The 24,512-nt window shown below is 74.2% G+C and carries 21 protein-coding genes; 7 read left to right on the top strand and 14 right to left on the bottom strand.

All coding sequences use genetic code 11. The features are described from left to right. Nucleotides 1–48: 48 nt before the first annotated feature. Nucleotides 49–1,572: an FAD/NAD(P)-binding protein gene (locus tag AB0R04_RS23980; RefSeq protein ID WP_363374451.1), complete on the bottom strand. Its 1,524-nt coding sequence runs from the start codon at nucleotides 1,570–1,572 to the stop codon at nucleotides 49–51. A 360-nt stretch (nucleotides 1,573–1,932) separates the two neighbouring features. Between AB0R04_RS23980 and AB0R04_RS23985 the strand changes: the two genes are divergently transcribed. Further along, on the top strand, nucleotides 1,933–2,562 hold the full coding sequence (locus tag AB0R04_RS23985; RefSeq protein ID WP_363374454.1) for an SRPBCC family protein: 630 nt from the start codon (nucleotides 1,933–1,935) through the stop codon (nucleotides 2,560–2,562). Nucleotides 2,563–2,568: 6 nt separating this feature from the next. Here the strand turns inward: AB0R04_RS23985 and AB0R04_RS23990 are convergent, their stop codons facing one another. The 11 genes from AB0R04_RS23990 to AB0R04_RS24040 form a co-directional block, all read right to left on the bottom strand. Beyond that, nucleotides 2,569–4,152 carry an NAD(P)/FAD-dependent oxidoreductase gene (locus AB0R04_RS23990; protein WP_363374456.1) on the bottom strand — a complete coding sequence of 528 codons (1,584 nt, stop codon included), beginning with the start codon at nucleotides 4,150–4,152 and terminating at the stop codon, nucleotides 2,569–2,571. 116 nt (nucleotides 4,153–4,268) lie between these two features. Next, entirely contained in the window at nucleotides 4,269–6,923 is a 2,655-nt protein-coding gene (locus AB0R04_RS23995) for a TIM-barrel domain-containing protein (RefSeq protein WP_363374459.1), read from the bottom strand. 152 nt (nucleotides 6,924–7,075) lie between these two features. Next, entirely contained in the window at nucleotides 7,076–7,924 is an 849-nt protein-coding gene (locus AB0R04_RS24000) for a carbohydrate ABC transporter permease (RefSeq protein WP_363374591.1), read from the bottom strand. A 44-nt stretch (nucleotides 7,925–7,968) separates the two neighbouring features. Further along, entirely contained in the window at nucleotides 7,969–8,898 is a 930-nt protein-coding gene (locus tag AB0R04_RS24005) for a sugar ABC transporter permease (protein ID WP_363374460.1), read from the bottom strand. A 39-nt stretch (nucleotides 8,899–8,937) separates the two neighbouring features. Beyond that, nucleotides 8,938–10,206 (bottom strand): extracellular solute-binding protein, encoded by a 1,269-nt coding sequence (locus tag AB0R04_RS24010; protein WP_363374463.1) that lies wholly within the window; start codon nucleotides 10,204–10,206, stop codon nucleotides 8,938–8,940. Between the two features lie 217 nt (nucleotides 10,207–10,423). Continuing rightward, entirely contained in the window at nucleotides 10,424–11,182 is a 759-nt protein-coding gene (locus tag AB0R04_RS24015) for a DeoR/GlpR family DNA-binding transcription regulator (RefSeq protein WP_363374465.1), read from the bottom strand. A 102-nt stretch (nucleotides 11,183–11,284) separates the two neighbouring features. Next, complete coding sequence (locus AB0R04_RS24020; protein WP_363374468.1) at nucleotides 11,285–12,172, bottom strand: SAM-dependent methyltransferase; 888 nt, start codon at nucleotides 12,170–12,172, stop codon at nucleotides 11,285–11,287. 207 nt (nucleotides 12,173–12,379) lie between these two features. Then, a complete protein-coding gene (locus tag AB0R04_RS24025; protein WP_063350461.1) occupies nucleotides 12,380–12,913 on the bottom strand; it encodes an EF-hand domain-containing protein in 534 nt (177 codons plus the stop codon). A 195-nt stretch (nucleotides 12,914–13,108) separates the two neighbouring features. After that, nucleotides 13,109–13,867: an FAD:protein FMN transferase gene (locus AB0R04_RS24030; RefSeq protein WP_363374593.1), complete on the bottom strand. Its 759-nt coding sequence runs from the start codon at nucleotides 13,865–13,867 to the stop codon at nucleotides 13,109–13,111. Nucleotides 13,868–13,897: 30 nt separating this feature from the next. Continuing rightward, entirely contained in the window at nucleotides 13,898–14,437 is a 540-nt protein-coding gene (locus AB0R04_RS24035) for an FMN-binding protein (RefSeq protein ID WP_363374470.1), read from the bottom strand. Between the two features lie 79 nt (nucleotides 14,438–14,516). After that, nucleotides 14,517–15,872 (bottom strand): ferredoxin reductase family protein, encoded by a 1,356-nt coding sequence (locus tag AB0R04_RS24040; protein ID WP_363374472.1) that lies wholly within the window; start codon nucleotides 15,870–15,872, stop codon nucleotides 14,517–14,519. Between the two features lie 230 nt (nucleotides 15,873–16,102). Between AB0R04_RS24040 and AB0R04_RS24045 the strand changes: the two genes are divergently transcribed. Beyond that, a complete protein-coding gene (locus AB0R04_RS24045) occupies nucleotides 16,103–16,831 on the top strand; it encodes a response regulator transcription factor (RefSeq protein ID WP_063350464.1) in 729 nt (242 codons plus the stop codon). 26 nt (nucleotides 16,832–16,857) lie between these two features. Then, nucleotides 16,858–18,330 (top strand): HAMP domain-containing sensor histidine kinase, encoded by a 1,473-nt coding sequence (locus tag AB0R04_RS24050; RefSeq protein WP_363374595.1) that lies wholly within the window; start codon nucleotides 16,858–16,860, stop codon nucleotides 18,328–18,330. On the opposite strand, the gene AB0R04_RS24055 is transcribed toward AB0R04_RS24050, so the two are convergent. Continuing rightward, nucleotides 18,308–19,330, bottom strand: coding sequence for a DJ-1/PfpI family protein (locus AB0R04_RS24055; RefSeq protein ID WP_363374475.1), 1,023 nt, complete (start codon nucleotides 19,328–19,330; stop codon nucleotides 18,308–18,310). The genes AB0R04_RS24050 and AB0R04_RS24055 overlap by 23 nt on opposite strands. A 166-nt stretch (nucleotides 19,331–19,496) precedes the next feature. Here AB0R04_RS24055 and AB0R04_RS24060 point away from each other — a divergent pair, with 166 nt between their 5' ends. Next, complete coding sequence (locus AB0R04_RS24060; protein ID WP_363374478.1) at nucleotides 19,497–20,087, top strand: isochorismatase family protein; 591 nt, start codon at nucleotides 19,497–19,499, stop codon at nucleotides 20,085–20,087. A 51-nt stretch (nucleotides 20,088–20,138) separates the two neighbouring features. Here AB0R04_RS24060 and AB0R04_RS24065 read toward each other — a convergent pair whose 3' ends face one another. Beyond that, the gene (locus AB0R04_RS24065) at nucleotides 20,139–22,097 is read right to left on the bottom strand and encodes a cellulase family glycosylhydrolase (protein WP_363374480.1); all 1,959 of its coding nucleotides are present in this window, start codon (nucleotides 22,095–22,097) and stop codon (nucleotides 20,139–20,141) included. Between the two features lie 145 nt (nucleotides 22,098–22,242). Between AB0R04_RS24065 and AB0R04_RS24070 the strand changes: the two genes are divergently transcribed. The 3 genes from AB0R04_RS24070 to AB0R04_RS24080 are packed head-to-tail and all read left to right on the top strand — an operon-like array spanning nucleotide 22,243 to nucleotide 24,489. Next, nucleotides 22,243–22,767 carry a MarR family transcriptional regulator gene (locus AB0R04_RS24070; protein WP_079136105.1) on the top strand — a complete coding sequence of 175 codons (525 nt, stop codon included), beginning with the start codon at nucleotides 22,243–22,245 and terminating at the stop codon, nucleotides 22,765–22,767. Next, nucleotides 22,764–23,633 (top strand): ATP-binding cassette domain-containing protein, encoded by an 870-nt coding sequence (locus AB0R04_RS24075; RefSeq protein WP_363374483.1) that lies wholly within the window; start codon nucleotides 22,764–22,766, stop codon nucleotides 23,631–23,633. Before AB0R04_RS24070 ends, AB0R04_RS24075 begins: the two co-directional genes overlap by 4 nt. After that, nucleotides 23,593–24,489: an ABC transporter permease gene (locus AB0R04_RS24080; protein ID WP_363374486.1), complete on the top strand. Its 897-nt coding sequence runs from the start codon at nucleotides 23,593–23,595 to the stop codon at nucleotides 24,487–24,489. Before AB0R04_RS24075 ends, AB0R04_RS24080 begins: the two co-directional genes overlap by 41 nt. Nucleotides 24,490–24,512: the final 23 nt, after the last annotated feature.

Here is a 24,512-nt window from a genome sequence, read left to right on the forward strand (position 1 = left end):
CCCGCGGCGCGTCCGGTCGCGCCGCGGGTCGCTGACGTGTGTGCCCGCTCAGCGGGCCGGTACCGCTCCGTTCGGTGCTCCCGGCCCGCTCGGCGTCCCCACCGCGCTGCGGCCCAGCAGCAGGGCGAGGTCGTCGGCCTGGCAGCGGATCTCCGGGATGGCGGTCGTCTCCAGCAGGTTGCCGCGCCGCAGCGACCCCAGCGTCCACAGCGGTGCCGGCGCCCGGCCGCCGGTGGGGAGGAGCCGGCCGTCGGCGGCGGTGTCGAAGCCGCCGCCGACGGGGGCGGGGGAGCCGAGGCCGGTGGTGAGCAGGTCGGTGATCAGCGGGTCGTCGACCCGGGTGAGTTCGGCCTCGGAGCCGGTGCAGTTCAGCACCGCCCCCACCCGCAGCGCGCGGCCGTCGTCCAGCCGTACGTCGATGACCTCCCCGACCTCCCCGACCTCGCCGCCCCCGTCGGGGCCGTCCGAGGTGGTCTTGGCGTCGGCCACGGTGCCCCGGCCGATGCTGACAAGACCCGCGTCGACGGCGGCGCGCAGGGCCTTGGCGCTGACCGGCGGGATCCGGTGGCGGTGGGTCTCCCAGAGCCGGAGGTCCCGGGCCAGCAGCCGGGCCTGGTCGGCGGGTGGGAGCTGCTGCCACAGGGCGCTGGTGAGGGGGCGGAGGCTGTCGACCCCGGCCCGCCAGTCGCCGTGGACGCGGCGGCAGCGGGCGATCTGGCACAGCACCGCCCGGCGCAGCGCGGGCAGCCCCGCACGGGCGTCGAGCTGCGGGGCGACCGGGGCGACCGGGGTGGCCGGGGCGACCGGGGCGGCGGGCGCGGTGAGCGGGGCGGCGGCGTGCGGTCGGGGGACCAGGCCATGCCGGGACAGGGCGTGGACGACGCGTCCGGGGCGTTGCAGGCTGAGTGCCATGTCGACCATGGTCAGGCCGGTGCCGACGAGCAGGACGTCGCGGTCCTCGGGGACGGCGGCCAGGGCGCCGGGCGCCCAGGGGTCGGCCAGGAACCGCCCGGAGTCGCGCAGCGCCGGCGGTGCCCAGGCCTGGCCGGGTGCGAAGTTGCCCAGGGCCAGCACCGCCGCGTCGACGTCGAGCGGCGGCCCGTCGTGCAGCCACAGGCGCAGCGGCGGGGTGGTCGTCTGCGGCCGGTGGGTGAGGGCGACGACGCGGTCGGGCACCCGGACCAGGTCGGGGGCGGCGGGGTGGTCGGCCGCCGCCGCCAGGCTCTCGGCGAGGTAGCGGCCGAAGAGGCGCCGGGGGACGAAGTCGTGCTCGCCGCCGCGGTCGCCGAGCCAGCGCACGAAGTGGCCGGGGTCGTCCCGGTGGGCGCTCATCTGGCCGGCCCGGACGTTCAGCAGGTGGTGCGGCGCGTCGGTGCCGAACGCCAGCCCCGGGCCCGCGGGCCCGGGGTCGATGAGCCAGATCCGGGCCGGTGCGGGTCTCCCGGCGGCCGCGTGGTGGAGCAGGCGCAGCGCCGTGAGGGTGCCGGCGGCGCCTGCGCCCACCACGGCGATCTCTTGCGGGGTGCTGCTCTGGTTCACGGCGGCCGCGTCGGACGCGGCGGGAGACGTCATGCGGCCAACATCGAGCCGATCGCGCCGCCGCGTCCAACGACGGTTCATAGGCCCCTCGCCAAGCAGGACTTATGGCCCGGTGGCCCGGTGTCGCGCCGACCGGGGTGGGGGCGAAGGTCACGTAGGGTCCCGGGTCCGACACGTTCCGTCCCATAAGGAGAGTTTGGGGGCGCTCCGCCGCTCGCCGTTCGAGCCTCTGGTTAGAGGGTGTCACGAAAGCTGTTGACCTCTCACGCGGATTCGCGTTATAACTTCTAACGAACGCGCAAGCATCTACCGCATGCGGGGTCGCCGCAGCCGCGTTCGCAGCTCGACAGGCAACGCCAGCCCACCAACTGACACTCGACCAAGGGGAATTCCATGTCCGGCACCCGCAGCACCGGCGTCCGCGCCGCCCTGTTCGCCGTCCCGCTCGTCGTCAGCCTCCTCGGCGCCGCGGCCGCGCCCGCCGGGGCCGCCACCTCGCGCCCCGGTACCTCCCTGACCTGCCGCGGCGAGGGCGTCGACCCCCGGGCCCAAGTCCGCTACCGGGCCGAGACGGTGATCCACGCGCCGCTGCACACCATCTGGAAGCTGCAGACCGACGTGGAGCGCTGGCCGTCCTGGCAGGGCCCCGTCGCGAGCGCGGAGCGCCTCGACCACGGCCGTCTGCGCCCGGGTTCGGCGTTCCGGTGGACGACCCCGCTCCCGCCCAACCCCGCGACCACCGCCACCAGCCTGGACATCACCTCGACTGTCCAGCAGCTCAAGCGGGAGTCCTGCCTCCGCTGGACCGGCCCCGCCGACGCCGAAGGGCTGCACATCGACGGCGTCCACGTGTGGAACTTCACCCGGGTCAAGGGCGGCGTCCGGGTGAGCACCGAGGAGACCCACACCGGGCCCCAGGTCGACGCGGACGTCCCCACCGCGACCGCGATCCTGCGCCAGGGCCTCGACGGGTGGCTGCACGACCTGAAGACCACCGCCGAGGCCGAAGCCGACCGGCGCTGACCGGCGCTAGTCGGACAGGGATTCGAGGGCGGCCCGGGCGGCGTTGTGGCCGGGGATGCCGCTGACTCCGCCGCCGCGGACGGCGCCCGCGCCGCACAGCAGGACGTTCGGGTGGGCCGTCGCCACGCCCCAGCGGGCGGCGGGTCCGTCCACCGGCCCGGTCGCGAACGGGAAGGAGAGGTCCCGGTGGAAGATGTGGCCGCCGGGCAGGCCGATCTCCCGTTCCAGGTCGAGCGGGGTCTTGGCTTCCACGCAGGGCCGGCCGGTGGCGTCCGGCGCGAGGCAGTCGGCGATCGGTTCGGCCAGCACCTCGTCCAGTTGGGCCAGGCTGGCCGCCAGGGCGCGCTCCTTGGCGGCCGGGTCGGTGAACAGCCGGGCGGGCATGTGCAGGCCGAACAGGGTCAGCGTCTGGAGGCCCTGGCGGACGGCTTCGGGGCCCAGGATGGTGGGGTCGGTGAGGGTGTGGCAGTAGATCTCCGACGGGGGCGCGGAGGGCATCCGGCCGGCCGCCGCCTCGGCATAGGCGGTCTCCAACTGCCGGTAGCCCTCGGCGATGTGGAAGGTGCCCGCGAAGGCCTCCCGGGGGTCCGCGCCGGTGTCCCGGAGCCGCGGCAGCCGGCGCAGCACCAGGTTGACCTTCAGCTGGGCGCCCTCGGGCGCGGGCCCGGGCTCCTCGCCGAGGAGGCGGGCCAGGGTGGCCGGGGCGGCGTTGACCAGCACCCGGCGGCCCGCCGCGGTGGCCTCGCCGCCTTGGTGGCGGTACGTCACCTCGGCGTCGCCGTGGCCGTCGGTGGCGATGGCGGTGACCTCGCACCCGGTGCGGAGCTCCGCGCCGGCGGCCAGGGCCGCCTCGGCCAGCGCGTCCGTCACCGCGCCCATGCCGCCGACCGGGACATCCCAGTCGCCCGTCCCGTTGCCGATCACGTGGTAGAGGAAGCAGCGGTTCTGCCGGAGCGAGGGGTCGTGGGCGTGGGTGAAGGTGCCGATCAGCGCGTCCGTCAGGGCGATCCCGCGGACCAGGTCGTCGCTGAAGGTCCGTTCGATCGTCTCGCCCAGCGGCCGTTCGAACAGGGTGGTCCAGGCGGCGTCGTCGGCGATCCGCCGGCGCAGTTCGGCGCGTGCGGGCAGCGGTTCGGTGAGGGTCGGGAAGACCCGTCGGGCGACCTGCCCGGTCATGCCGTAGAAGCGCTGCCAGGCCTCCCACTCCCGGTCGGTTCCGGTGAGGGCCCGGAACGCCTCCCCGGTCCGGCCGGGGTCGGCGGCGTCCACCAGCAGGCCGGTGGGCTTCCCGTCCCGGACGGTGGGGGTGTACGAGGCGATCCGGCGGCGCCGCAGGTCGAGCCGCAGGCCCAGGTCCTGGACGATCTTCCGCGGCAGCAGGCTGACCAGGTAGGAGTAGCGCGACAGCCGGGCGTCCACGCCCGGGAACGCCCGGGCGGAGACGGCGGCCCCGCCGACCAGGGGCAGCCGTTCGAGCAGCAGGACCCGGCGTCCGGCCCGGGCGAGGTAGGCGGCGGCCACCAGCCCGTTGTGGCCGCCGCCGACGATCACGGCGTCGTACCGGGCGGGGGTGGACGGGTTCGCGTTCACCCCCGCCACGCTACGGGACGGGGGCGGGCCGGGGAATGCCCCGGACACGGCGGCCCCGGAGCGCCGCAGGGCCCCCTCGCAGCGGTTCGCGAGGGGGCCCTGCGGCGTCCGGCCGGTCAGCGGCCGCCGTGGATCAGTTCGACGGAGAAGCCGTGGTCGGTGGAGACGGCGGGCGTCCTGATCTGGGTGACCCCGGTCGCGGCGTCGTAGTACCAGCCCGAGGCGGCCGAGTCGAGCGCCGCCGCCGAGTCCAGCCGGGGCAGCGGTCCGCCCTGCGTGACGACCAGGCGCGGGGCGGGCTTGCCGTGCACGGTGAAGCGGTACCCCCGCTCGGCCGGCTTGCCGGTGTAACTCCCCACGCTGGCACCGACCTTGACGACGGTGACCGGCCCGTGGGCGCGGACGTCCACCCGCTGGGTGGCCGAGGCGCCGGCGGCGAAGCCGCGGGTGACGCCGTCGTCCTCGTACAGGGTGTAGGAGGAGTCGCCCTGCGGGTAGAGGTCGTAGTCGAGCCGGGTGCGGTCCCGGTTCTCCCAGGACAGCGTGCCCTCGGGCCACATCGGCACGATCGAGCCGCCCTTGACGAACAGCGGCAGGGTGTCGAGCGGCGCGGAGTAGCCGTTGATCGTGGTGGGGCCCTGGTAGGTGCGCCCGGTCCAGTAGTCGGTCCAGGTGCCCTTGGGCAGGTAGATGCCGTCGCGCACCGAGGTGTCGGAGTAGACCGGTGCGACGAGGAAGTCCGGCCCGGCCAGGAACTCGTACTTGGCGTTCGGGCCGAGGGCCGCCGGGTCGTCCGGGTACTCCAGGGCGAGCGGGCGCACCGCGCCGATGCCCGTCCTGGTGGCCTCCGCCGACAGCGTGTACATGTACGGCAGCAGCCGCTCCTTCAGTTGGAGGTACTTGCGGTTGATCGAGGTGTACGGCTCGCCGTCCAGCCAGGGCTGCTGGTCGCGCTGCTCCTTGCCGGCCATGTCCTTGGCCCAGCCGTCCATGGTCATGATGGCCGGGAGGAAGGACTTCCACTGGAGGTCGCGGGTGTACATCTTCGGGTCGCGCCGGTAGATGGAGCCGACGTCGCCGGTGTTGTAGGCGATGCCGGACATGGTGGCGCCGGCGTAGGTGGGGATCTGCCAGCGGATGTAGTCCCAGGACAGGCTCTGGTCGCCGCTCCACAGGACGCCGCAGCGCTGGGCGCCGGCCCAGGAGACGGGCAGCCAGACGAAGCCGCGGGCGTCGCTGCCGTCCTCGATGCCGGCCTTGGCCTGGTCGCAGGCGTTCAGCGCGAAGTCGTAGCCGTTGCCGACCCAGGCGACGTCGAGCTTGCGCACCAGGGCGCCGGCCTTGACCTCGGCGGCCTGGTCGGGCAGGCCGTTCTGGGTCCAGAGTCCGAGCTGGGCGTGGTTCTTGCGCAGGCCCTCGCCGGTCTGGGCGAGGTTCTCGTAGCCGCAGCCGTAGCCGTCGTTGACGAGCATCCAGCCGAGCGGCATCTGGTTCTGCACGTAGCCGTCGGCGACCTTGAGCGCGTCGGTGGTGTGGCGTTCGCCTCGGTTGGCGTTGTGCAGGTAGCAGTCGGAGTCGCCGGGCTCCAGGCCGTAGACGGGCGGCATGAAGGGCTTGCCGACCAGGGCGGTGTACTTGCCGATCACCGACTTGACGTCGCCGGTGAAGTAGTAGGCGTCCAGGCGCCGTTCCTGCTGTCCGGTGCGCACGGGCGAGCCGAAGTCGTAGCTGCCCGGGGCGAAGGTGTTGCGGAAGACGCCGTAGCCGGCGGTGGAGATGTAGAACGGCTGCGAGTTGTTGTAGCCGCCCTCGTTCCAGTTGGTGCTGTTGGCGACGTGGACGGTCTTGTCCCGGTGGGAGAAGGAGCCGTTCTGCTCGCCGCCGCCGAAGAACTGCTCGTCGGCGCCGCGGACCAGGCTCTGCCGCAGCCCGCTGGTGGACCAGCGCAGCGGGGCGTCCTCCTGCCAGACGGCGGTGCGGTTGTCGGCCTTGTACAGGCCGAACCTCAGGGGGTGCTTGTAGACCCGCAGCACCTGGTCCTTGGAGCGGATGCCGTAGTAGTCGCCGGCGTCGAACGACGAGGTGCCGCGCTGGAGTTCGGGCTGCTTGCGGATGATGGTGCTGCCGGCCGGGTCGGTGAGCACGCCGTCCGGGGCGGCGCGCAGCCGCAGCTGGTCGTCGGCGAGGAAGTCGACCTTGGCCTTGAGGGTGCCGGCGGCGATGTCGTAGCTGCCCTGGCCGCCGGAGAAGGAGGTGAGGTTTCCCGCGTCGGCGCTCTGCGGCAGGTAGGCGCGGCCGGTGAAGGAGCCGCCGTGCACGTCGTAGGGGACGACCAGGACGTGGTAGGTGCCCGAGGCCTTCGGGATGACGGTCGCCTCGGGGTTGGCGGTGCCCGCGCTCTCGGCGACCTCCTTGCCGTTGGCGTCGTAGATGTAGAGGTCGAAGTCGTCGGTGGGGTTCTGCCACTGGATCGAGAGCGGGACGCCGCCCTCGGGGTTGTCGTCCCAGTAGCCGGCGGGTGCGTCGACGGTCAGGTCGAAGCGGCCGCAGACCGTGCCGTCCGGGTCCTGGGCGGCGGACGGGCAGGAGGCGGCGCCGCCGAGGGTGCCCTTGGCGTACGTGGGGCTCTGCCAGGTGGTGCTCTGGTGGCTGCCGTCGAGGACGGCGGAGCCGGGGGTGGCGGCGCGGGCCGGCAGGGCGGGCCCGGCCACGGCGGCGATGCTGGTGAGGGCCACGGTGAGGGCGGCCCGGCGGAGGCGAGGTCGTACCAAGCGCACGGTGTGTTCTCCCGTCGGATGAGCAAGAGATGTTCACTTACTGCGCGAAGCTGCTTGAACATGGGGGAATACAAGCAACATTCACAGTTGTGTCCGGTCCATGTCAATGGCAGGGTGGCCGTTCTCGACACTCCGGGCGGCCGGGGCTACTTCACCGATCCGGCGGTCAGCCCGGAGACGACGTGGCGCTCGATGACGGCGAACAGCACCACGACCGGCACGATCGCGACCACCGATCCGGCGAACAGGTAGTTCCACTCCACGGTGTAGTTGCCGATGAAGCCGTTGATGCCGACGGTCAGCGGCTGGCTCTCCGGGGCCGTCGACAGGGTCAGGCCCATCACGAACTCGTTCCAGGCCGAGATGAAGGTGAAGATCACCGCGGTGACCACGCCGGGCATGGCCAGCGGCAGCACCACCCGGCGCAGCGCCCCGAGCCGGCCGAGGCCGTCGAGCAGCGCGGCCTCCTCCAACTCGACCGGGATCGAGCCGATGTAGGCGGTGAGGATCCAGACGGCGAAGGCCAGGTTGAAGGCGGCGTTGCAGAGGATCAGCGTCCAGACCGAGTTGAGCATGTCCAGCTGGTAGAACTCGCGGTAGAGGCCCACCAGCAGCGAGGTCGGCTGGAACATCTGGGTGACCAGGACGAGCAGCAGGAAGAGCCTGCGGCCCCGGTACCTGAACCGCGCGGTGCAGTACGCGGCGGGCAGCGCGACCAGCAGCGCCAGCACGGTGGAGCCGCCGGCGACCAGCAGGGTGACCTTGAGGTTGGCGCCGAGCGTCGACTCGCGCCAGACGTCGACGAAGTTGGACCAGGCGGGGTGGCGCGGCAGGTAGCCCGCGTCGCGCAGCTCGTCGGCGGGGCGCAGCGCGGTGACGGCCATCTCCAGGTACGGGAGCAGGAAGACCGCCGCCAGCAGCCAGGCGGCCGCCGCCATGACCAGGGTGCGCGGCCGTATCCGAGCCCGGATCCGCGGCTCGGTCTGCGGCCGGATCCGGCGCGCGGGCGGGCGTGGCCGGCGCGCGAGTGGGCGAACCGTCAACGCTCCTCCCCGTTCCAGCGGCCGACCTTGAGGAAGACCAGCACCATCAGCACCACCAGGGCGAAGTTGACCACCGACATGGCCGCGGACTCGCCGATGTCGGTGTTCTTCAGCTGGTACATGAACACCGTGCTGGTGGCCGTGGCGCTGCCCGGGCCGCCCTGGGTCATGCCCCAGATGACGGGGAAGGAGTTGAAGACGTTGATCAGGTTGATCACGAGGCCGACCAGGAAGGCCGGGCGCAGCAGCGGCAGGGTGATCCTCCGGTAGGCCTGCCACGGGGAGGCGCCGTCCACCCGGGCCGCCTCGTACAGCTCGCCGGGGACGGTCTGCAGGCCGGCGAGCAGGGTGTAGGTGGTGAACGGCAGCGAGACGAAGACGGCGACGAGGACCATCCAGGGCCAGGCGGTCGACGGGTCGCCGAGCCAGTCCCGGGGGCCGTCGACCAGGCCGAGGTCGGTCAGCGCGGTGTTGAGCACGCCGGCCGTCCGGTCGAGCATCCACCGGAAGCCGATGGCGGTCATCAGGACGGACGCGGCCCAGGGGGCGATCAGGGCCCAACGGGCGAACCTGCGCCCGGGGAAGCGCTGGTTGAACAGCTGGGCCAGGCCGAGCGAGAGCGCCATCGTCAGGCCGACGACGGCCACCGTCCAGACCACCGTCGAGAGCAGCACCCGGCCGAGGTCGGCCTCGCCGAAGAGCTTGCGGTACTTGTCCAGCCCGGCGGAGCCGCGGACGAATCCGCTGGTGCTGATGCGCAGGAACGAGGTGCGGACCATCTCGTAGACGGGCCACAGGACGACGGCCAGGATCAGCAGGACGGCCGGGGCGATCCACGGCAGCGGTCCGAGCCGGCCGGGGCCGGAGCCCGTCCGGGCGGGCCGGCCGGGCCCGGAGGCCTGGGGGGTGGGGGAGTCGAGGGACACGGCGGTGCCTTTCGGACGGGGCGCGGGCCAGGGCGTGCCCTACTTGTTCGCGACGGCGTCCCGGGCCTTCTTCTGCAGGTCGCCGAGCACCTTGGCCGGGTCGCCGGCGACGGCGGTGCCGATGCTCTTCTTGAGCTCGGCCGAGACCGCGTCCCAGGTGGTGTTGCCGAGCGGGTAGAAGGCGGCGTTCGGCAGGAGGGCGAAGAACGGTTCGAGGTCCTTGTGCTTGCCGCTGGCGGTCATCTCGCGCAGGGTGCCCTGGGTGACCGGCAGCAGGTTGTAGGTCTCGTCGAAGGCGAGCGTGTTGTCCTTGGAGTACGCGAAGTCGAGGAACTTCCTGATCTGGTCGCGGTGGCCGTTCTTCTTGAAGGCCATCGTCCAGTCCGCGACGCCGAGGGTGGAGGCGAGCGGGCCCGTCCTGCCGGGGACGGGCGCGACGCCGTAGTCGACCTTGCCGTCCTTGGACATCTGGATCAGCGAGGGGTGGCCGTTGGCCATGGCGGCCTTGCCCGCGGCGAAGTCGGCGAAGGCGGTCTTGCGGTCGGTGGTGGCCGGGTTGGCGTAGGTCAGGCCGGTGTCGACGAGGTTGGCCTTGAGCCAGCGGAAGGTGTCGATGTTGGCCTGGCTGTCGATGGCGTACGTGCCGTCCTTGGCGGTGGGGCCGCCGCCGTTGCCGAGCTCCCAGATCATGCTCTCGCCCTGGGCCTCCTCCGGGCCGAGCGGCAGCGCGTAGGGGGTGACCCCGGGCGCCTTGGCCTTGATCAGTTCGGCGTCCTTGCGCACCTCGTCCCAGGTGGTGGGCGGCTGGGTGATGCCGGCCTGCTGGAAGACGGCCTTGTTGTAGAAGAGGGCGCGGGCGGAGGAGACGAACGGGATGCCGTACTGCACGCCGTCGACCCGGCCGGCGTCGGCGAAGCTCGGGATGAGGTCGGCCCGGGTGCCGGCGGACAGGACGTCCTCGGCCTTGTAGAGGAGGTCGTCGGCGACCTTGTCGGCGTAGCCCCCGGTCTGCAGGACGTCGGGGACGTTGCCGCTCTGGATCATCGTCTTGACCTGCTTGTCGATGTCGTTCCAGTTCATCACCTGGACGTCGACCTTGATGCCGGGGTTGGCCGCGGTGAACGCGGTGGCGACGCCGTTCCAGTAGGCCTTGGAGCTGTTGGACTCCTTCTCGCCGTAGTCGGCGGCGACGAGTTTGAGCGTCACGGGGCCGTTCGGGGAGGACCCGCCACTGCTGCCGCCGCACGCCGTGAGGGCGAGCGCGCCGACGGCACAGACCGCCCAGAGGGCACGTACACGTGTGTTCACCGCAGTTACCGCCTTCGTACGCCGCTTGATCCTAGTTGCTTGAAGAGCGCTGGTTCTGAGCAGATTCGAAAGAGCGTGGCGTCGGGCAGTATTCACGAGGCGGACCGGCGGGGTCGAGGTGTCGCCCGGATGTCGTTATCGGACCGTTGCATGACAACTGACGGTGCAGCAGAGAGCCCGGCCGGTTCTCCCCGGCCGGGCACCCCGCGTGAACAGGTCAGACGCGCGCGACCCGGACCCCGCAGGCGGCGATCGCCTTCTCCTGCGCCGCGGTCGCCTCGTCGTCGGTGACGAGGTCGTGCACCTCGGCGAGCGGGCAGATCTTGGCGAAGGTCACCCGGCCGATCTTGGTGCTGTCCGCCAGGACCACCGAACGCGCGCTGGCGTGCAGGAACGCCCGGTCGGTCTGGGCCTCCATCTCGTCGTGCGTGGTGCAGCCCTCCTGCGCCGTCAGGCCGTCCACCCCGATGAACGCGAGGTCCAGGTGGTACTGGGCGAGCATCCGGTCGGCGGCCGGCCCCACCAGCTCGTAACTCGTGGTCCGGGCCAGGCCGCCGACCACCACCAGGCGGACGTCCGGCCGGACGATGAGGTCCGCCGCGATGTTGACCGCGTTGGTCACGATGGTGATCCCGCCGCGCTCGGCCAGCACCCGGGCCAGCTCGCTCGTCGTCGTGCCGCCCGTCAGGCCCACCACGGCGCCGTCCGGCACCAGCCGGTCGGCCGCCAGCGCTATCCGCCGCTTCTCGGCCTGCCGCGTCCCGTGCTTGTGGCGCAGCGGCAGTTCGAGGTTGACGGCACCGGTGACCGCCCCGCCACGGGTGCGGTGCAGCAGGCCCTGCTCGTGCAGTTCCTGGAGGTCCCGGCGGACGGTGGCCGGTGACACCTGGAGGAGACCGGCCAGCTCGTGCACATCGGCGCTGCCCGCCTCGGTGATGTGGGCGAGGATCCGGGCGGTACGGTCGGCTTTGAGCATGGCCGAAGTCTAGGGCGTGTCCGTTGGATCACGCCGGGCCCGTGGGGCGGCGGACTGTGCGCAGAACCGCGCACGCCGGCCGGGCGGCCCGGAGCGGGGGCGTCACCGGGTGGCGAAGACCCAGCGATTGGCGGCGAAGGCGTCGTGGGGTTCGGGCCGGGGGCCGCGGCCGTAGTGGCGGGTGAAGTCGAACGGGGTGTGGACGGTGGTGGACCAGCCGCGCGCGGTGAGATCGGCGGTGGTGTCGGGGCGCGGCCCGGCGTCGAACAGGGCGAGCAGGTCGACGCCGAGCCGCTCGCGGGCGGTCGTGTAGACGGGGTTGTCGCGGACCGCCGCGGACTCCGGTCCGAGCCTGGCCTCGTACGCCAAGGTGCTGCCGGCGGCGCCGAGTCGGTCGACGGCGGCCGCGAGCCGCTGTTCGGCGGCGGCGGGCAGGTAGGGCAGCAGGCCCTCGGCGAGCCAGGCGGTCGGCTCGGCGGACTGGAAGCCGGCCGCGGTGAGGGCGTCGGCCCAGTCGCCGCGCAGGTCGGCGGCCACCGGCACGCGGCGCGCCGCCGGCCGGGCGTCGAGCCGGTCGAGGACGCGCTGCTTGAACGCGAGGACCTCGGGCCGGTCGACCTCGAAGACGGCGAGGTCGGCGGGCCAGTCGAGCCGGAAGGCCCGGGTGTCCAGGCCGGCGCCGAGCAGGACCACCTGGCGGACGCCCAGGTGGGCGGACCACAGCAGCTGGTCGTCCAACGCCCTGGTCCGCAGGGCGAAGTAGCGCCCGAGCCGACCCCAGAGCGGATCGGCCTCGCCGTCCGGGACGTCCCGGGGGTGGACCGGCCAGTGCGCGGAAGACCGGGCGGCGAGGACGAAGTGCTCGGCGTGGGCGTCCCGGGCGAGGGCGTCGGGGCGGTGGGTCTCGATCGCGCGGGCGGCGGCGACCATCAGGGCGGTCGGTCCGACGCCCTCGTCGACGCCGGCACGGGGGCGGGCGGCGGTGGCCATGGTCCCTCCTGGTGTTCGGACTTCGGGAAGCCGCGACCAGGTCCTGTCCGGCAGGATCGGCCGGACAGGCTGGACGGCGGACCGGTCGTGGGTGGTGGCGCGGGCGCCGTGGGCCCGGTGCGTGAAGCGCGGGACGGCGCCGCCGGGCAGGCGCGGGGCGGCGGCGCCGTCGCTCAGCCGATCCGGGGCGGGCGCGCCCCGGGGAGATCAGGCGGCCGGTTGGCCCACCAGCAGGTCGCCGGGGATGCCGGCCTTGTCCGGGGCGTAGTAGTCGCGGATCCCGGCGGCCCAGACGGCCACCGTGATGCGGTCCTCGGGGGTGGGGCCGAAGGCGTCGAAGAGGGCGTGGATGTTGGCGTGCTCGAAGCCGATCGCGGTCATCAGCGCCACGAACAGCGGGCGCTCGATCAGGCCGTCGCCGTCCGGGTCGCCGAGCGCGGACAGGGCGTCGGCGAACTCGCCGGCGGCGGGGCCGAAGCGCTCGGGCGAGAGGACGAAGCCGCCGAACTCCTCGCGGCTGATCACGCCGTCGCCGTTGGTGTCCAACTCGTCGGCCAGGGTGGTCCAGTAGCGCCGGAAGGCGGCGCGGATCGCGGCCTTCGCGGCCTCGTCCGAATCGGCGGCGGCCGCGACCACGCGGGCCGTCATCAGGTTGAAGTCGTCGACCTCGACGACGCCGTTGCGGTTGGCGTCGAACAGGGAGAAGACGAGGTCGATCCGCCGGGTGGCCTCGGTGGGCATGTGCCGCTACCTCTTTCCGTGGGTTCACGCGTGTCCGTGGGTCCACGCGTTCCGGTGGGACCGGATGGTGTGCGTCCGATCGGTCTCCCCACTATCGGCCACCCGGGTCGGAGCGGATGAGTCATGATCGAGTTCTTCACCTGATGGAGTGAACTATCAGCGTTCGAAAGCCAGTTGGCGCGCAAACGGCCCTGCTCAGGCCGCCGGGGCGGCCGGCCGCCAGTCGGCGGGGCCGGTGGGCGGGAGGTGCCGGGGCAGGCCGGGCGTCCAGCGCTTGGTCCCGTCGGGCAGGACGGCGAGGGCCTCGACGCCGGGCTGCCGGGCGGCCCAGGCGAGCGCGCGGTCGGGGCCCATCGCGAAGGCGGCGGTGGCCCAGGCGTCGGTGCGGGCGATCCCGGTGCCGGGGGCGCCGACCAGGGTCAGCGAGGCGAGGCGGGACGCCGGCTGGCCGGTGTGCGGATCGAGGATGTGCGCGCCGCGCTCGGCGGTGCCGGAGGTGGCCACCGCGAGGCCGTCGCCGCCCAGCACGGCGGCCAGCGCGCCCGGCCGCAGCGGGTGGGCGACCCCGATCCGCCACGGCCCGCCGGCGGTCTGCACGTCCCCGCCGCCGCTGACGCAGTACTGCCGGGCCCCGGCGGCGGCCAGCAGCCCGGCCGCCTCCTCGACCGCCCACCCCTTGACCCAGCCGCTCGGGTCGAGCCGGCCGCCGGGCCGCTCGGTGAAGAAGCCGTCGGTCTGCGCGGCGACCTCGCGGCAGGCCGCCAGGACGACGCGGACCTGCGGATCGCAGTCGGCGAGGGCGAGTTCGCCCCGGTCGAGGCGGCTGATGTCGCTGTCCGGCCGGTAGGGCGAGAACACCGCGTCGATCCGGTGCAGCCGGTCGGCGATCCGGCGGAGCGCGGCGGGCGTGTCCGGGCCGGGATCGCGGACGGCGATCGAGAAGACGGTGCCCATGACGGGTTCGGCGTGGCGGAGCACCGCGCCTCACCGCCCGGCGCGGTCGAGCGCGCTCTGCAGGGAGCGGACGTAGCCGTCGCTGGTGAAGGTCGCGCCGCTGACCACGTCGATCCCGGCGCTCTGGGCGGCGATCGCCTCCTGGTTGAGCAGGGGCAGCGCGGAGCTGTTGATCTCGCGGTCCCGGCGGTCCTCGGTGGGGTACTTGACGACGTCGACGGCGGTGATCCGGCTGCCGGCGAGGGTGACCTCGACCTGGACGGGGCCGTAGCGGGTGTTCACGGCGTCGCCGGTGACCTTCCGGGTGCCGCCGTTGCCGGCCGCGGCACCGGCGGCCGGTGCGCTGGGAGAGCCCGACGGCCCGGCGGTGGCGTCGGAGGCCCCGGCGGCGGTGCCGGACGAACCCGTGGTGCCGGACGAACCTGTGGCCCCGGACGAACCGGTGCCGGACGAGCCCGCGCCGCCGGAGCTGATCACCGGCGCGGGCCCGGTGGCCCCGTGCGGTTTGAGGGAGAGCAGCAGGACGACTCCGGCCGCGGTGGCGGCACTGGTGACGACGGCTCGGCGCATGGGCGGGGCTCCTCGGGGGTGTGGCGGAGGTGGCGTGGTGGGACGGGCTGAGCAGGTCCGGCGGGCTCGGCGAGCGGGCTCAGAAGTCGAAGGACTCCCGGTGGATGCGCCCCGCCCGCACCCCGGCGGCCCGCAGCGAACGGACGGCCTCCTCGGCCAGCGCGTCCGGCCCGCACAGGTAGATCTCGTGCTCGGCGAGGTCGGGGACGAGCCGGGCGAGCGCGCGGCCGAGGTCGCCGATCCGCGCCCGCGGGCCGACCAGTTCGTGCACCGCGGCGCCCCGCCGCCGGGCCACCTCCGCCAGCTCGGCCCGGAACAGCACGTCCTCCGGGCGCCCGGCCCGCTGGACCAGGGTCAGTTCGCCCGGCAGCGTCTCGAACAGCGCCCGCAGCGGGGTGATCCCCACCCCCGCCCCGAGCAGCAGCACCCGGCGCCGCCGTTGCAGCCGCCCGGTGAACGCCCCGTACGGGCCCTCGGCGCGCACCGGGGTGCCCGGGCGCAGCGCGGCCACCGCGGCGCTGTGCCCGCCGAGGTCCTTGACGGTGAAGCGCAGGAAGTCCGGGCGCGGCGGCGCGGACAGCGAGTACGGGTTGGCGGCCCACCGCAGGCCGGGCGCCTGGAACTGGAGACGGAAGAACTGGCCCGGCTCGGCCCGGAGTTCGTCCAGCCGCCGACCGGTCAGGAACAGCGACACCACACCCGGCCCCTCCCGGCGGACCTCCGCCACCCGCAGCCGGTGCCGGCGGTCGAGCAGCCAGGGCCGGGCCAGCCGGTACCAGCCCAGCAGGGCGGCGGTGCCGAGGTAGAGCGCGTACCAGGCGGCGCGGGTCGGGCCGTCGCCGAGGTCGGCGCCGGTGGCCAGCTGGTGGCCGAAGGCGAGCGCCACCGCGAGGTAGGTGGCCAGGTGCAGGTAGTACCAGGCCTCGTACGGGAGGCGGCGCCGGGCGGCCCGGGCGGAGACGGCGCCGGTGCCCAGCATCAGCAGGGTGCCCAGCGCGGCCTTGAGTATCTCGGGGTAGTGGAAGACGATCTCCACGCCCTCGCCGACCAGGCCGCGCCCGTCCGTCAGCGCGTACCCCCAGACGACCGACAGCACGTGCACCGTCACCACGGCGACCAGCCAGCGCCCGCCGAACGCGTGCCAGCGGGCCAGCCGGTCGGCGCCGACCCCGCGCTCCACCTGCGGCAGCCGGGCCATCAGCAGGAGCAGCACCGGCGCCGCGTACCCGGCGAGCAGTCCGGTGATCCGGCCCGCCCCGGTCAGCCAGCCGGCCGCGCCGGCGACCGCCGGGGTGTCGGACCACCACAGCGCGAGGACGCCGAGCGCCCCGGCGGCGATCAGGCCCAGCACCGCGGCCGGCCGGGCGGCGGCCGGGCGGCGCGGGGCCGCCCGGCGGGTGCGGGCGGCGGGTCTCGGCGGGGCGGCGGTGGCCATCGGGGATCCTCCTTCGGGCCCGGCGGGCGAGCACCGCCGGGGCGCACCACGATCGCACCGGAACCTCTGAGCCGGCTCTGAACCGGTGCCGCCGCCCCCGTCGCCCCCGGCGGTGTCGCCGCAGGTCAGGGCGGGTGGAGCGGGCTCCCCGGGCGACTGCCGGTCTCAGGGCTTTCTCATCGCGGTGGGCCAGGATGAAGGCGGCCGACCGCCTGCACCCAGGGAGCACCATGGACGACACCGCCGAGCGGGGCGCCGACCGGCAGGACTGGCGGGTCCTCGTCGTCGACGACGAACCGGACCTGGTGGAGGTGGTCTGCGGCGCGGTCCGCTACGAGGGCTGGCAGGCGCGGGGCGAGACCACCGGTCTGGCCGCCGTCCGGGCGGCGGCGCACTGGCGCCCGGACGCCGTGGTGCTCGACATGATGCTGCCCGACCTCGACGGCATGGAGGTGCTGCGCCGCATCCACGCCGAGCGGCCCGAGGTGCGGGTGCTCTTCCTCACCGCCCGGGACGCCGTCGAGGACCGGATCGCGGGCATCGCGGCGGGCGGCGACGACTACGTGACCAAGCCGTTCAGCCTGGCCGAGGTGGTGGTCCGGCTGCGCGGGCTGCTGCGCCGGGCCGCCCCGCCGGGGGCCGCGGGGCAACCGCCCGCACACGCCCTGGTACTCGGCGACCTCGTCCTCGACGAGCGGGCCCGCGAGGTCACCCGGGCCGGCGAGGTGGTCGACCTCAGCCCGACCGAGTACGCGCTGCTCGCCCACCTGATGCACCACCCGCGGCAGGTGCTCAGCAAGGCGCAGATCCTGGACGCCGTCTGGTCGTACGACTTCGGCGGGCAGGCGCACGTCGTCGAGCTGTACATCAGCTATCTGCGCAAGAAGCTGGACGCGGGCCGGACGCCGATGATCCACACGGTGCGCGGCGCCGGCTACCTGATCAAGGCGGCCCCGTGACCGGCGGCCCCACGACGGGCAGCCTCATCACGGGCGCCGCCAGGGCTCGCCGCCGGGCCGCCCGGCTGGTGCCGCGGACGCTGCGGGCCCGGCTGATCGCCGGCCTGCTGGTGCTGCTGGTGGTGACCTGCGCCGCGGTCGGCCTCGCCACCACGGCGGCGCTGCGCCACTTCCTGGTGGACCGCCTGGACCAGCAGCTCGCCGACGCCGGCGGGCGCTACGCCGCCAGCCTGGAGCACGCCGGCCAGGGCGGCGGCACCGATACCCGGGCGCAGACCCCCGGCACCCTGGGCGCCCGGCTGCTGGACGGCCGGGTCACCGCGGCGGGCGTGGTCGACGGGGACGCCGACGACGCCAACGGCCCCAGCGCCGACGACCGGCTGGTGTTCTCGCAGGCCGAGCAGCGGGCCCTCGCCGCCCTGCCGGTCGGCGGGCCGGCCCGCACCGTCGACCTGGGCCGCACGCAGGGCCACTACCGGGTGCGCGCGGTGGCCGGCCGGGACGGCGACGTGCTGGTCAGCGGACTGCCGCTGCGCCCGGCCGAGGACACCGTGGACCGGCTGGCGACGCTGGAGCTGACCGTCTTCGCGATCGCCGTCGCCGGGGCGGGGGCGGCCGGGGCGGTCTGGGTCGGCTGGTCGCTGCGTCCGCTGCGGCGGGTGGTGGGCACGGCCGAGCGGGTGGCCGCGCTGCCGCTCGCCAGCGGCGCCGTCACGCTGGCCGAACGCGTCCCGGACGACGATCCGCGGACGGAGGTCGGCCGGGTCGGCGCGGCGCTCAACCGGATGCTCGGGCACGTGGGCGACGCGCTGGCCCGCCGGCACGCGGTGGAGGAGCGGCTGCGGGCGTTCGCGGCCGACGCCAGCCACGAGCTGCGCACCCCCGTGGCGGCGGTCCGCGGCCACGCCGAACTCGCGCTGCGCCACCCGGGCGCGGTGCCCGGGCCGGTCCGGCACTCGCTGGAGCGGATCGACGCGGAGGCGGTGCGGATGGGCGCGATCGTCGAGGACCTGCTGCTGCTCGCCCGGCTGGACGCCGGCCGGCCGCTGGCCGACGCCGAGGTCGACCTGACCCGGATCGCGCTGAACGCGGTGGCCGACGCCCGGGCGGCCGGGCCCGGGCACCGCTGGCGCCTGGCGCTGCCCGAGGAGCCGGTGCTGGTGCGCGGGGACGCGGACCGGCTCAGCCAGGTGGTGGTCAACCTGCTGGCGAACGCCCGGACCCACACCCCGCCCGGCACCGAGGTCGAGCTGAGCCTGGAGCCGGCCGGGGCGGGGGTGCGGCTGGCCGTCGCCGACGACGGCCCGGGGATCACGCCGGAGCTGGCGGACCGGATGTTCGAGCGGTTCGTCCGGGGGGACCGCGCCCGCTCGCGCTCGACCGGGTCGACGGGGCTCGGCCTGTCGATCGTGCGGGCGGTGGTCCGGGCGCACGGCGGCACGGTGGACGCGGCGAGCCAGCCGGGGCGCACCGTGTTCACGGTCCGGCTGCCGCTCTGACCGGGGGCGCGGGACTGGTGGTGCGGAAGCGGTGGCGGTACTCGGTCGGGGTGGTGTCGAGCCGGCGGCGGAAGGCCCGGACCAGGGTGTCGGTGGTGCCGAACCCGCAGTCGGCGGCGACGCGTTCGAGCGTGGCATCGGTGGATTCGAGCTGGTGGCGGGCGAGTTCGACCCGGGCCGACTCGATGTAGGCGCTGGGCGTGGTGCCCAGTTCGGTCTTGAAGATCCGGGTCAACTGCCGTTCGCTGACGTGGGCGTGGGCGGCGAGGTCGGGGACGGTGAGCCGGCCGGTGAGGTTGCGCAGGACGTGGTGGCGCAGCTCCTCGACCCGCCGGGTGGTGGAGACGGGTTCCAGCGGGACGCTGAACTGGCTCTGGCCGCTGGGGCGTTTGAGGTACATCACGAGCTGGCGGGCGACCCTCAGCGCGAGCTCCTCGCCGAAGTCCTCGGCGACCAGGGCGAGGGAGAGGTCGAGGCAGGCGCTGATGCCCGCGCCGGTCCAGACGTCGCCCTCGCGGATGAAGATCGGGTCGGCGTCCACCTCGATCTCCGGGTACTCGGCGGCCAGTTGCGCGGCGGTCGACCAGTGGGTGGTGGCGCGCTTGCCGTCGAGGAGCCCGGCGGCGGCGAGCAGGTGCGCGCCGACGCAGACCGAGGCGATGCGGCGCGAGCGCCCGGCGAGGGTGCGCACCCAGTCGACCACGGCCGGGTCGGTGCGCGGGCGGACCAGGCGCGGGCCGTCCACCTCGACGGCGCCGGGCACCAGCAGGGTGTCGATGGCGCTCGCGGCGGCCTCGTCGAAGGTGAGGTCGGGCAGGATCCGCACGCCGGCGGCGGTGGTGACCGGGTCCGTGGTCGCGGCGGCGAGGACGACGCGGTAGCCGGTCGCGTCGCCGGTCTCCCGCCGGACGAGGGAGAACACCTCGGGCGGTCCGGTGACGTCGAGCAGGTCGACGCCCTCGAACAGGACGATGACGATCAGTCGTTGTACGGCGCCCACGGCCCCACCTGCGCTCTCTTCGTGCTCTCTCGATGTCGGAATCTGCAGGTTAGACGGCATTGCCGACATCCGGTGGCCGGTCGTAGCGTTCCAGGGGCCGGGCCGCCGCGGCCGTCGCAGCCGCCGCCCGCCCTTACCCGTGCACCGAACCGAAGGTGGTCCCCCCATGCCCACGACGACCCTGCGCGCCCTGAACGGCCTCGACGAGACGCCCGCCACGCTCGCCGCGTCCACGCTGATCCTGATCGACTACCAGAACACCTACGTGCGCGGCGTGATGGAGCTGGAGGGCTGGCGGGAGGCGCTCGACGCGGCCGCTGCCCTGCTCGCCCGGGCGCGCGCGGCGGGCGCCACGGTCATCCACGTGATCAACGACGGCGGCGCGGGCACCCCGTACGACGTCCGTGCCGAGATCGGGCAGATCCACCCCGCCGTGGCACCGGCCGAGGGCGAGGCCGTGGTCGTCAAGCAGGCCCCGGACGCCTTCGTCGGCACCGGCCTGGGCACCCTCCTCGACGAGGCCGGCCACCAGGACGTGGTGGTCGCCGGCTTCATGACCCACATGTGCGTGGCCTTCACCACCGCGGGCGCCTTCCTGCGCGGCAACCGGCCGACCGTCGTCGCCGACGCCTGCGCGACCCGCCCGCTCGCCTCGGCTGGCACCCGGGTGACCGCCGCCCAGCTGCACCGCAGCGCCCTGGCGACGATCGGCGACCTGTACGGCGTGGTCGTGGAGTCCCAGGCCGCGCTGAGCTGAACCGTTCCCGCCGGGGCCCGGCCCGTCGGCCGGGCCCCGGCAGCGGCGGTGTCAGGCCAGTGGACGGCAGAGCAGCGCGTCCGGGACACCGGCGTGCAGCCAGCGCCAGGTGAAGGCGACCCCCGCCACGTACTCGTTCGAGGCGCACTGCCCCTTGTAGGCCCCGGGCGCCCAGTCGCTCGCCGCCGAGTCGGCGCCGGTGGCGGCCGGGGGCCGGTTGTCGCCGTGGTCGAACCAGAGCACCCGGTCGGCCGCGGCGGGCGGCGCGGCCGCGGCCGGGGCGCAGAGCAGGGCGGCCATCGCGTCGGCGCGGACGCTGTAGCCGACCGCGAACCGGCCGTCCGGACACTGGAGTTTGTTGTAGCCGGGAGCCCAGTCGCCGCCGGTGACGTAGCGCTCGTCCGTGACGGTCGTCCAGGCGTCCGGCCCGGTGGCGGGCTGTCCGGCGTCGGTGCACAGACCACGGCCGTCACCGCGGCCGAGGCCGATCAGGCGCTGGCCGTCCGGGCAGTTCCCCTTGCGGTTGCCGCTGCTCCAGTCGGGCAGGGCCAGCATCCGCCGGGAGGCGTTCTGGTCGGTGTGGTCGAGGTCGAGCAGGTTCCAGCGGGCGGCGGCCGGCACCGGGCCGGTGTACCCGGGGGCGGCGACCAGCCGGTTCCAGTACGCGGCGCGCCAGTCGCCCGGGTCCTCGACGCTCAGCCGCCGGCCGGCCCGGTCGTAGTGGAGGAGCGCCCAACTGTCCTGCGGTACGCCGTCGTTGTGCCACCCGACCAGCGGCCAGACGGCGAAGTCGGTGTCGTGTTCGGCCAGGATCGCGGTGAAGCGGTCGAACCAGGCCTGCTCCTTGGCGTCGGTCGGGCCCCGCCCGCCCGCACCGAACTCGCTGATCCAGACCGGGGCGGTGAAGTGCTGCCCGGCGCGGGTGACGAAGAGCGCCTCCTCGTCGACCACGGCAGCGAGTTGACTGGGCGTCAAGTCCTGGTAGCGGGGATCGCCGGTGGCGCCCGGACCGCTGCCCGCGCCGGTGTTGGCCGAGCCGGTGTACCCGTAGAAGTGCGCCGAGTAGACCAGTTTGCCCGAGTCGATCAGGGTGTGGGAGAGCGTGGCCACCGGCTTGAGCATCGGACGGCCGTGCGGCAGGCCCGCCAGCGGGACGCCCTGCCAGTTGATGCCCTCCATGATGATCAGCAGGTCGGGGTCGGCCTGGAGGATCCGGTTGCCCGCCTCCTCGAAGGCGGCGTACGCGTCGTGGCCGTCGCCCAGGCCCCAGTTGGGGTCGTCCCAGGTGTCGCGGCGGACCTCGTTGCGCAGGTCGGCGCCGACCACGCGCTTGTTGGCCCGGTACCGGTCCACCATGAACAGCCAGTCCTGCTCCCACGTCTCGGTGGACTGGCCGCTGTTCCACCGCTCGTTGCCGTCCAGGCCGCAGCAGAACCGGTACCCGGTGGTGTGGTTGTTGAGGATCACCGCGAACCCGTCGGCGGTGAGCGCCGCCACCACTGCGTCGTACACCTGCAGCGGGGTGCTGCCGCGCAGCCCGGGGTTGGCGGCGACGGCGGCGTCCGGGACGGCGGCGGTGTCCCGGATCATCGCGTCCGCGAACGGCAGTCGGACGCTGTTGAGCCCGAGGCTGTGAAAGCCCGCCATGATCTCGGACAGCGGCGCCCGGTCGAGGCCGAGCGGCAGGTTGTACGAGACCTGGCCGGCCTGGTTGTTCGCCGGATCGGTGGTCGAGCCGCTGCCCTGCCACGTGCCCTGCGCGCCGGACCAGTTGCCGGACTTCAGCTTGAACCGGTCGCCCGACGCGTCGACGACGTACCGCCCCCGGGTGCTGAGCGGTCCCGCCCAGGAGGCCGCCAACTGCGCGCCGCTGAGCGGCACCGGGGCGGCGGCGGTGGCGCTTTCGGTGGCGATGACCGGGGCGGCGGTAGCGGCAGTGGCCGCCGGCACAACGAGCAACGCGGACAGCGCCGTTGCCGCGGACAGCACGCGGAGCGCGAGTCTTCTCATGAGGGTTCCCAGCGGTGAGGGTGGGTGGGTGTCCGTACACGGTCACCCGGGATCCTGGCACAGCCGCGCCCCGCCCGGCAGTCCTCCGGTCCACCCCGTCCGCCCTCTGGACGAATACCTCTCACTGAGAGCTAAAATCGGAGGTATGAGTGCGACACCGGAAACGCTCACCCCCGCACCGGCCGTCGACCTTCCGACGACCCCCGATCCCGACGTGGCCGACGAACTCTCCGCCCTGCTGGTCGGCATCCAGCGCCTGGTCCGCCGCCGGCTGCGGCAGGGACTCACCGAACCGAGGCTGCGCGGGGCGCAGATCGAACTGCTCCGCCTGGTGATGGACACCCCCGGGCTGCGGGTGTCCGACGCGGCCGAGGAGCTGTGCCTCGCCGGCAACTCGGTCTCCACCCTGGTCAACCAACTGGTCGCGCTACGGCTGCTGCGCCGCGAGGTGGACCCGGCCGACCGCCGGGCGGCCCTGCTGTACGCCACCGACGAGGCCGTCGAACGCCTCGCGGTCTGGCGGGCCCGGCGCGCCGCGCTGGTGGGGGAGGTGGTGGCCGGGCTGCCCGCCGACTCCCGGGCGGCCCTGGCCGCCGCGGTGCCCGCGCTGCGCGAGGTGGCGACGGGCCTGCGCACCCGACCGGGCGAGCCGGGGGAGGAGGAGCGATGACGTTCCCGGAGAACGGCGGTGACGAGGCGGTGGTCTGCCGCGGCCTGGAGTACACCTTCCACCACGGGCGCGGGAAGGGCAGCAGCACCAAGGCCGTCGACGGTGTCGACCTGACCGTGCGCACCGGCGAGGTGTTCGGCCTGCTCGGCCCCAACGGCGCGGGCAAGACCACCACGATCCGGGCGATCACCACCCTGCTGCCGGTCCGCGCCGGCATGGTGCGGGTCTTCGGCCACGACCCCGCCCGGCAGCGGATGGAGGTCCGCCGACTGCTCGGCTACGTGCCGCAGCAGCTCTCCGCGGACGGCGGGCTGACCGGTCGGGAGAACGTCGCGCTGTTCGCCCGCGTCTTCGACGTGCCGCACGGCGAGCGCCGCGAGCGGGTCGCCCAGGCGCTGGCCGCCGTCGGCCTCGCCGAGGCGGCCGACCGGATGGCCGGCACCTACTCCGGCGGCATGGTCCGCCGGCTGGAACTCGCCCAGGCCCTGGTCAGCGCCCCGCGCCTGCTGGTGATGGACGAGCCCACCATCGGCCTGGACCCGATCGCCCGCACCGGCGTCTGGGAGTGCGTCGAGGCGGTCCGGCAGGCCACCGGGATGACGGTGCTGGTCACCACCCACTACATGGACGAGGCCGACCGCTACTGCGACCGGATCGCCCTGATGGACCGCGGCCGGATCCGCGCGCTCGGCACCACCGAGGAGCTGAAGACCGTGGTCCGCGCGCAGGATCCGCAGCTCGCCGACCCCAGTCTGGACGACGTGTTCCGCCACTTCGCGGGCCGCGAGCTGGCCCCCGGCGAGGCCCCGGAAGGAGAGTTCAGCGATGTCCGCCGTACCCGCCGCACCGCCTCCCGCGTCGGCTGAGCCCCCGGGCCCCGCCGCCACTGCCGCCGTGACCGCGACTGCCGCCCGCCCCGACCTCGGCCTGCTGCTGGTCCCCCCGCGGGCCCGCACCGGCTGGCGGCTGGTGCCCGCCCGGACGCTGGCGATGTGCACCGTCGAGCTGCAGAAGCTGCGCCACGACCGCACCGAGCTCTACACCCGGGCCGTGCAGCCCGCGCTGTGGCTGCTGATCTTCGGGGAGACCTTCACCCGGCTGAAGGCCATCCCCACCGGCGGCATCCCCTACCTGGACTTCCTGGCCCCCGGGATCATCGCCCAGTCCGCCATGTTCATCGCGATCTTCTACGGCATCATGATCATCTGGGAGCGGGACTCCGGGGTGCTCACCAAACTGCTGGTCACCCCCACCCCGCGCGCCGCGCTGGTGACCGGCAAGGCCTTCGCCGCCGGGGTGAAGGCGGTGATCCAGGCCGTCGTCGTGGTGGTGATCGCCGCCCTGCTCGGAGTCGCGATGACCTGGAACCCGCTGCGGCTGCTCGGGGTCGTGGTCGCCGTGCTGCTCGGCTCGGCGTTCTTCTCCTGCCTCTCGATGACCATCGCCGGCATCGTGCTCACCCGTGACCGCCTGATGGGCATCGGTCAGGCGATCACCATGCCGCTCTTCTTCGGCTCCAACGCCCTCTACCCGGTGGACCTGATGCCGGGCTGGCTCCAGGCGGTCAGCCGGGCCAACCCGCTGAGCTACCAGGTCGACGCCCTGCGCGGCCTGCTGATCGGCACCCGCGCCCACCTGCCGCTCGACTTCGCCGTCCTGACCGTGGCCACCGTGCTCGGCATCACCGCGGCCTCCGCGCTCCTCGGCCGCCTGGCCCGCTGACGCCCGCGCCGCTGCGCGGCCGC

It is taken from the genome of Kitasatospora sp. NPDC056731 (assembly GCF_040687675.1).
Lineage (GTDB): Bacteria > Actinomycetota > Actinomycetes > Streptomycetales > Streptomycetaceae > Kitasatospora.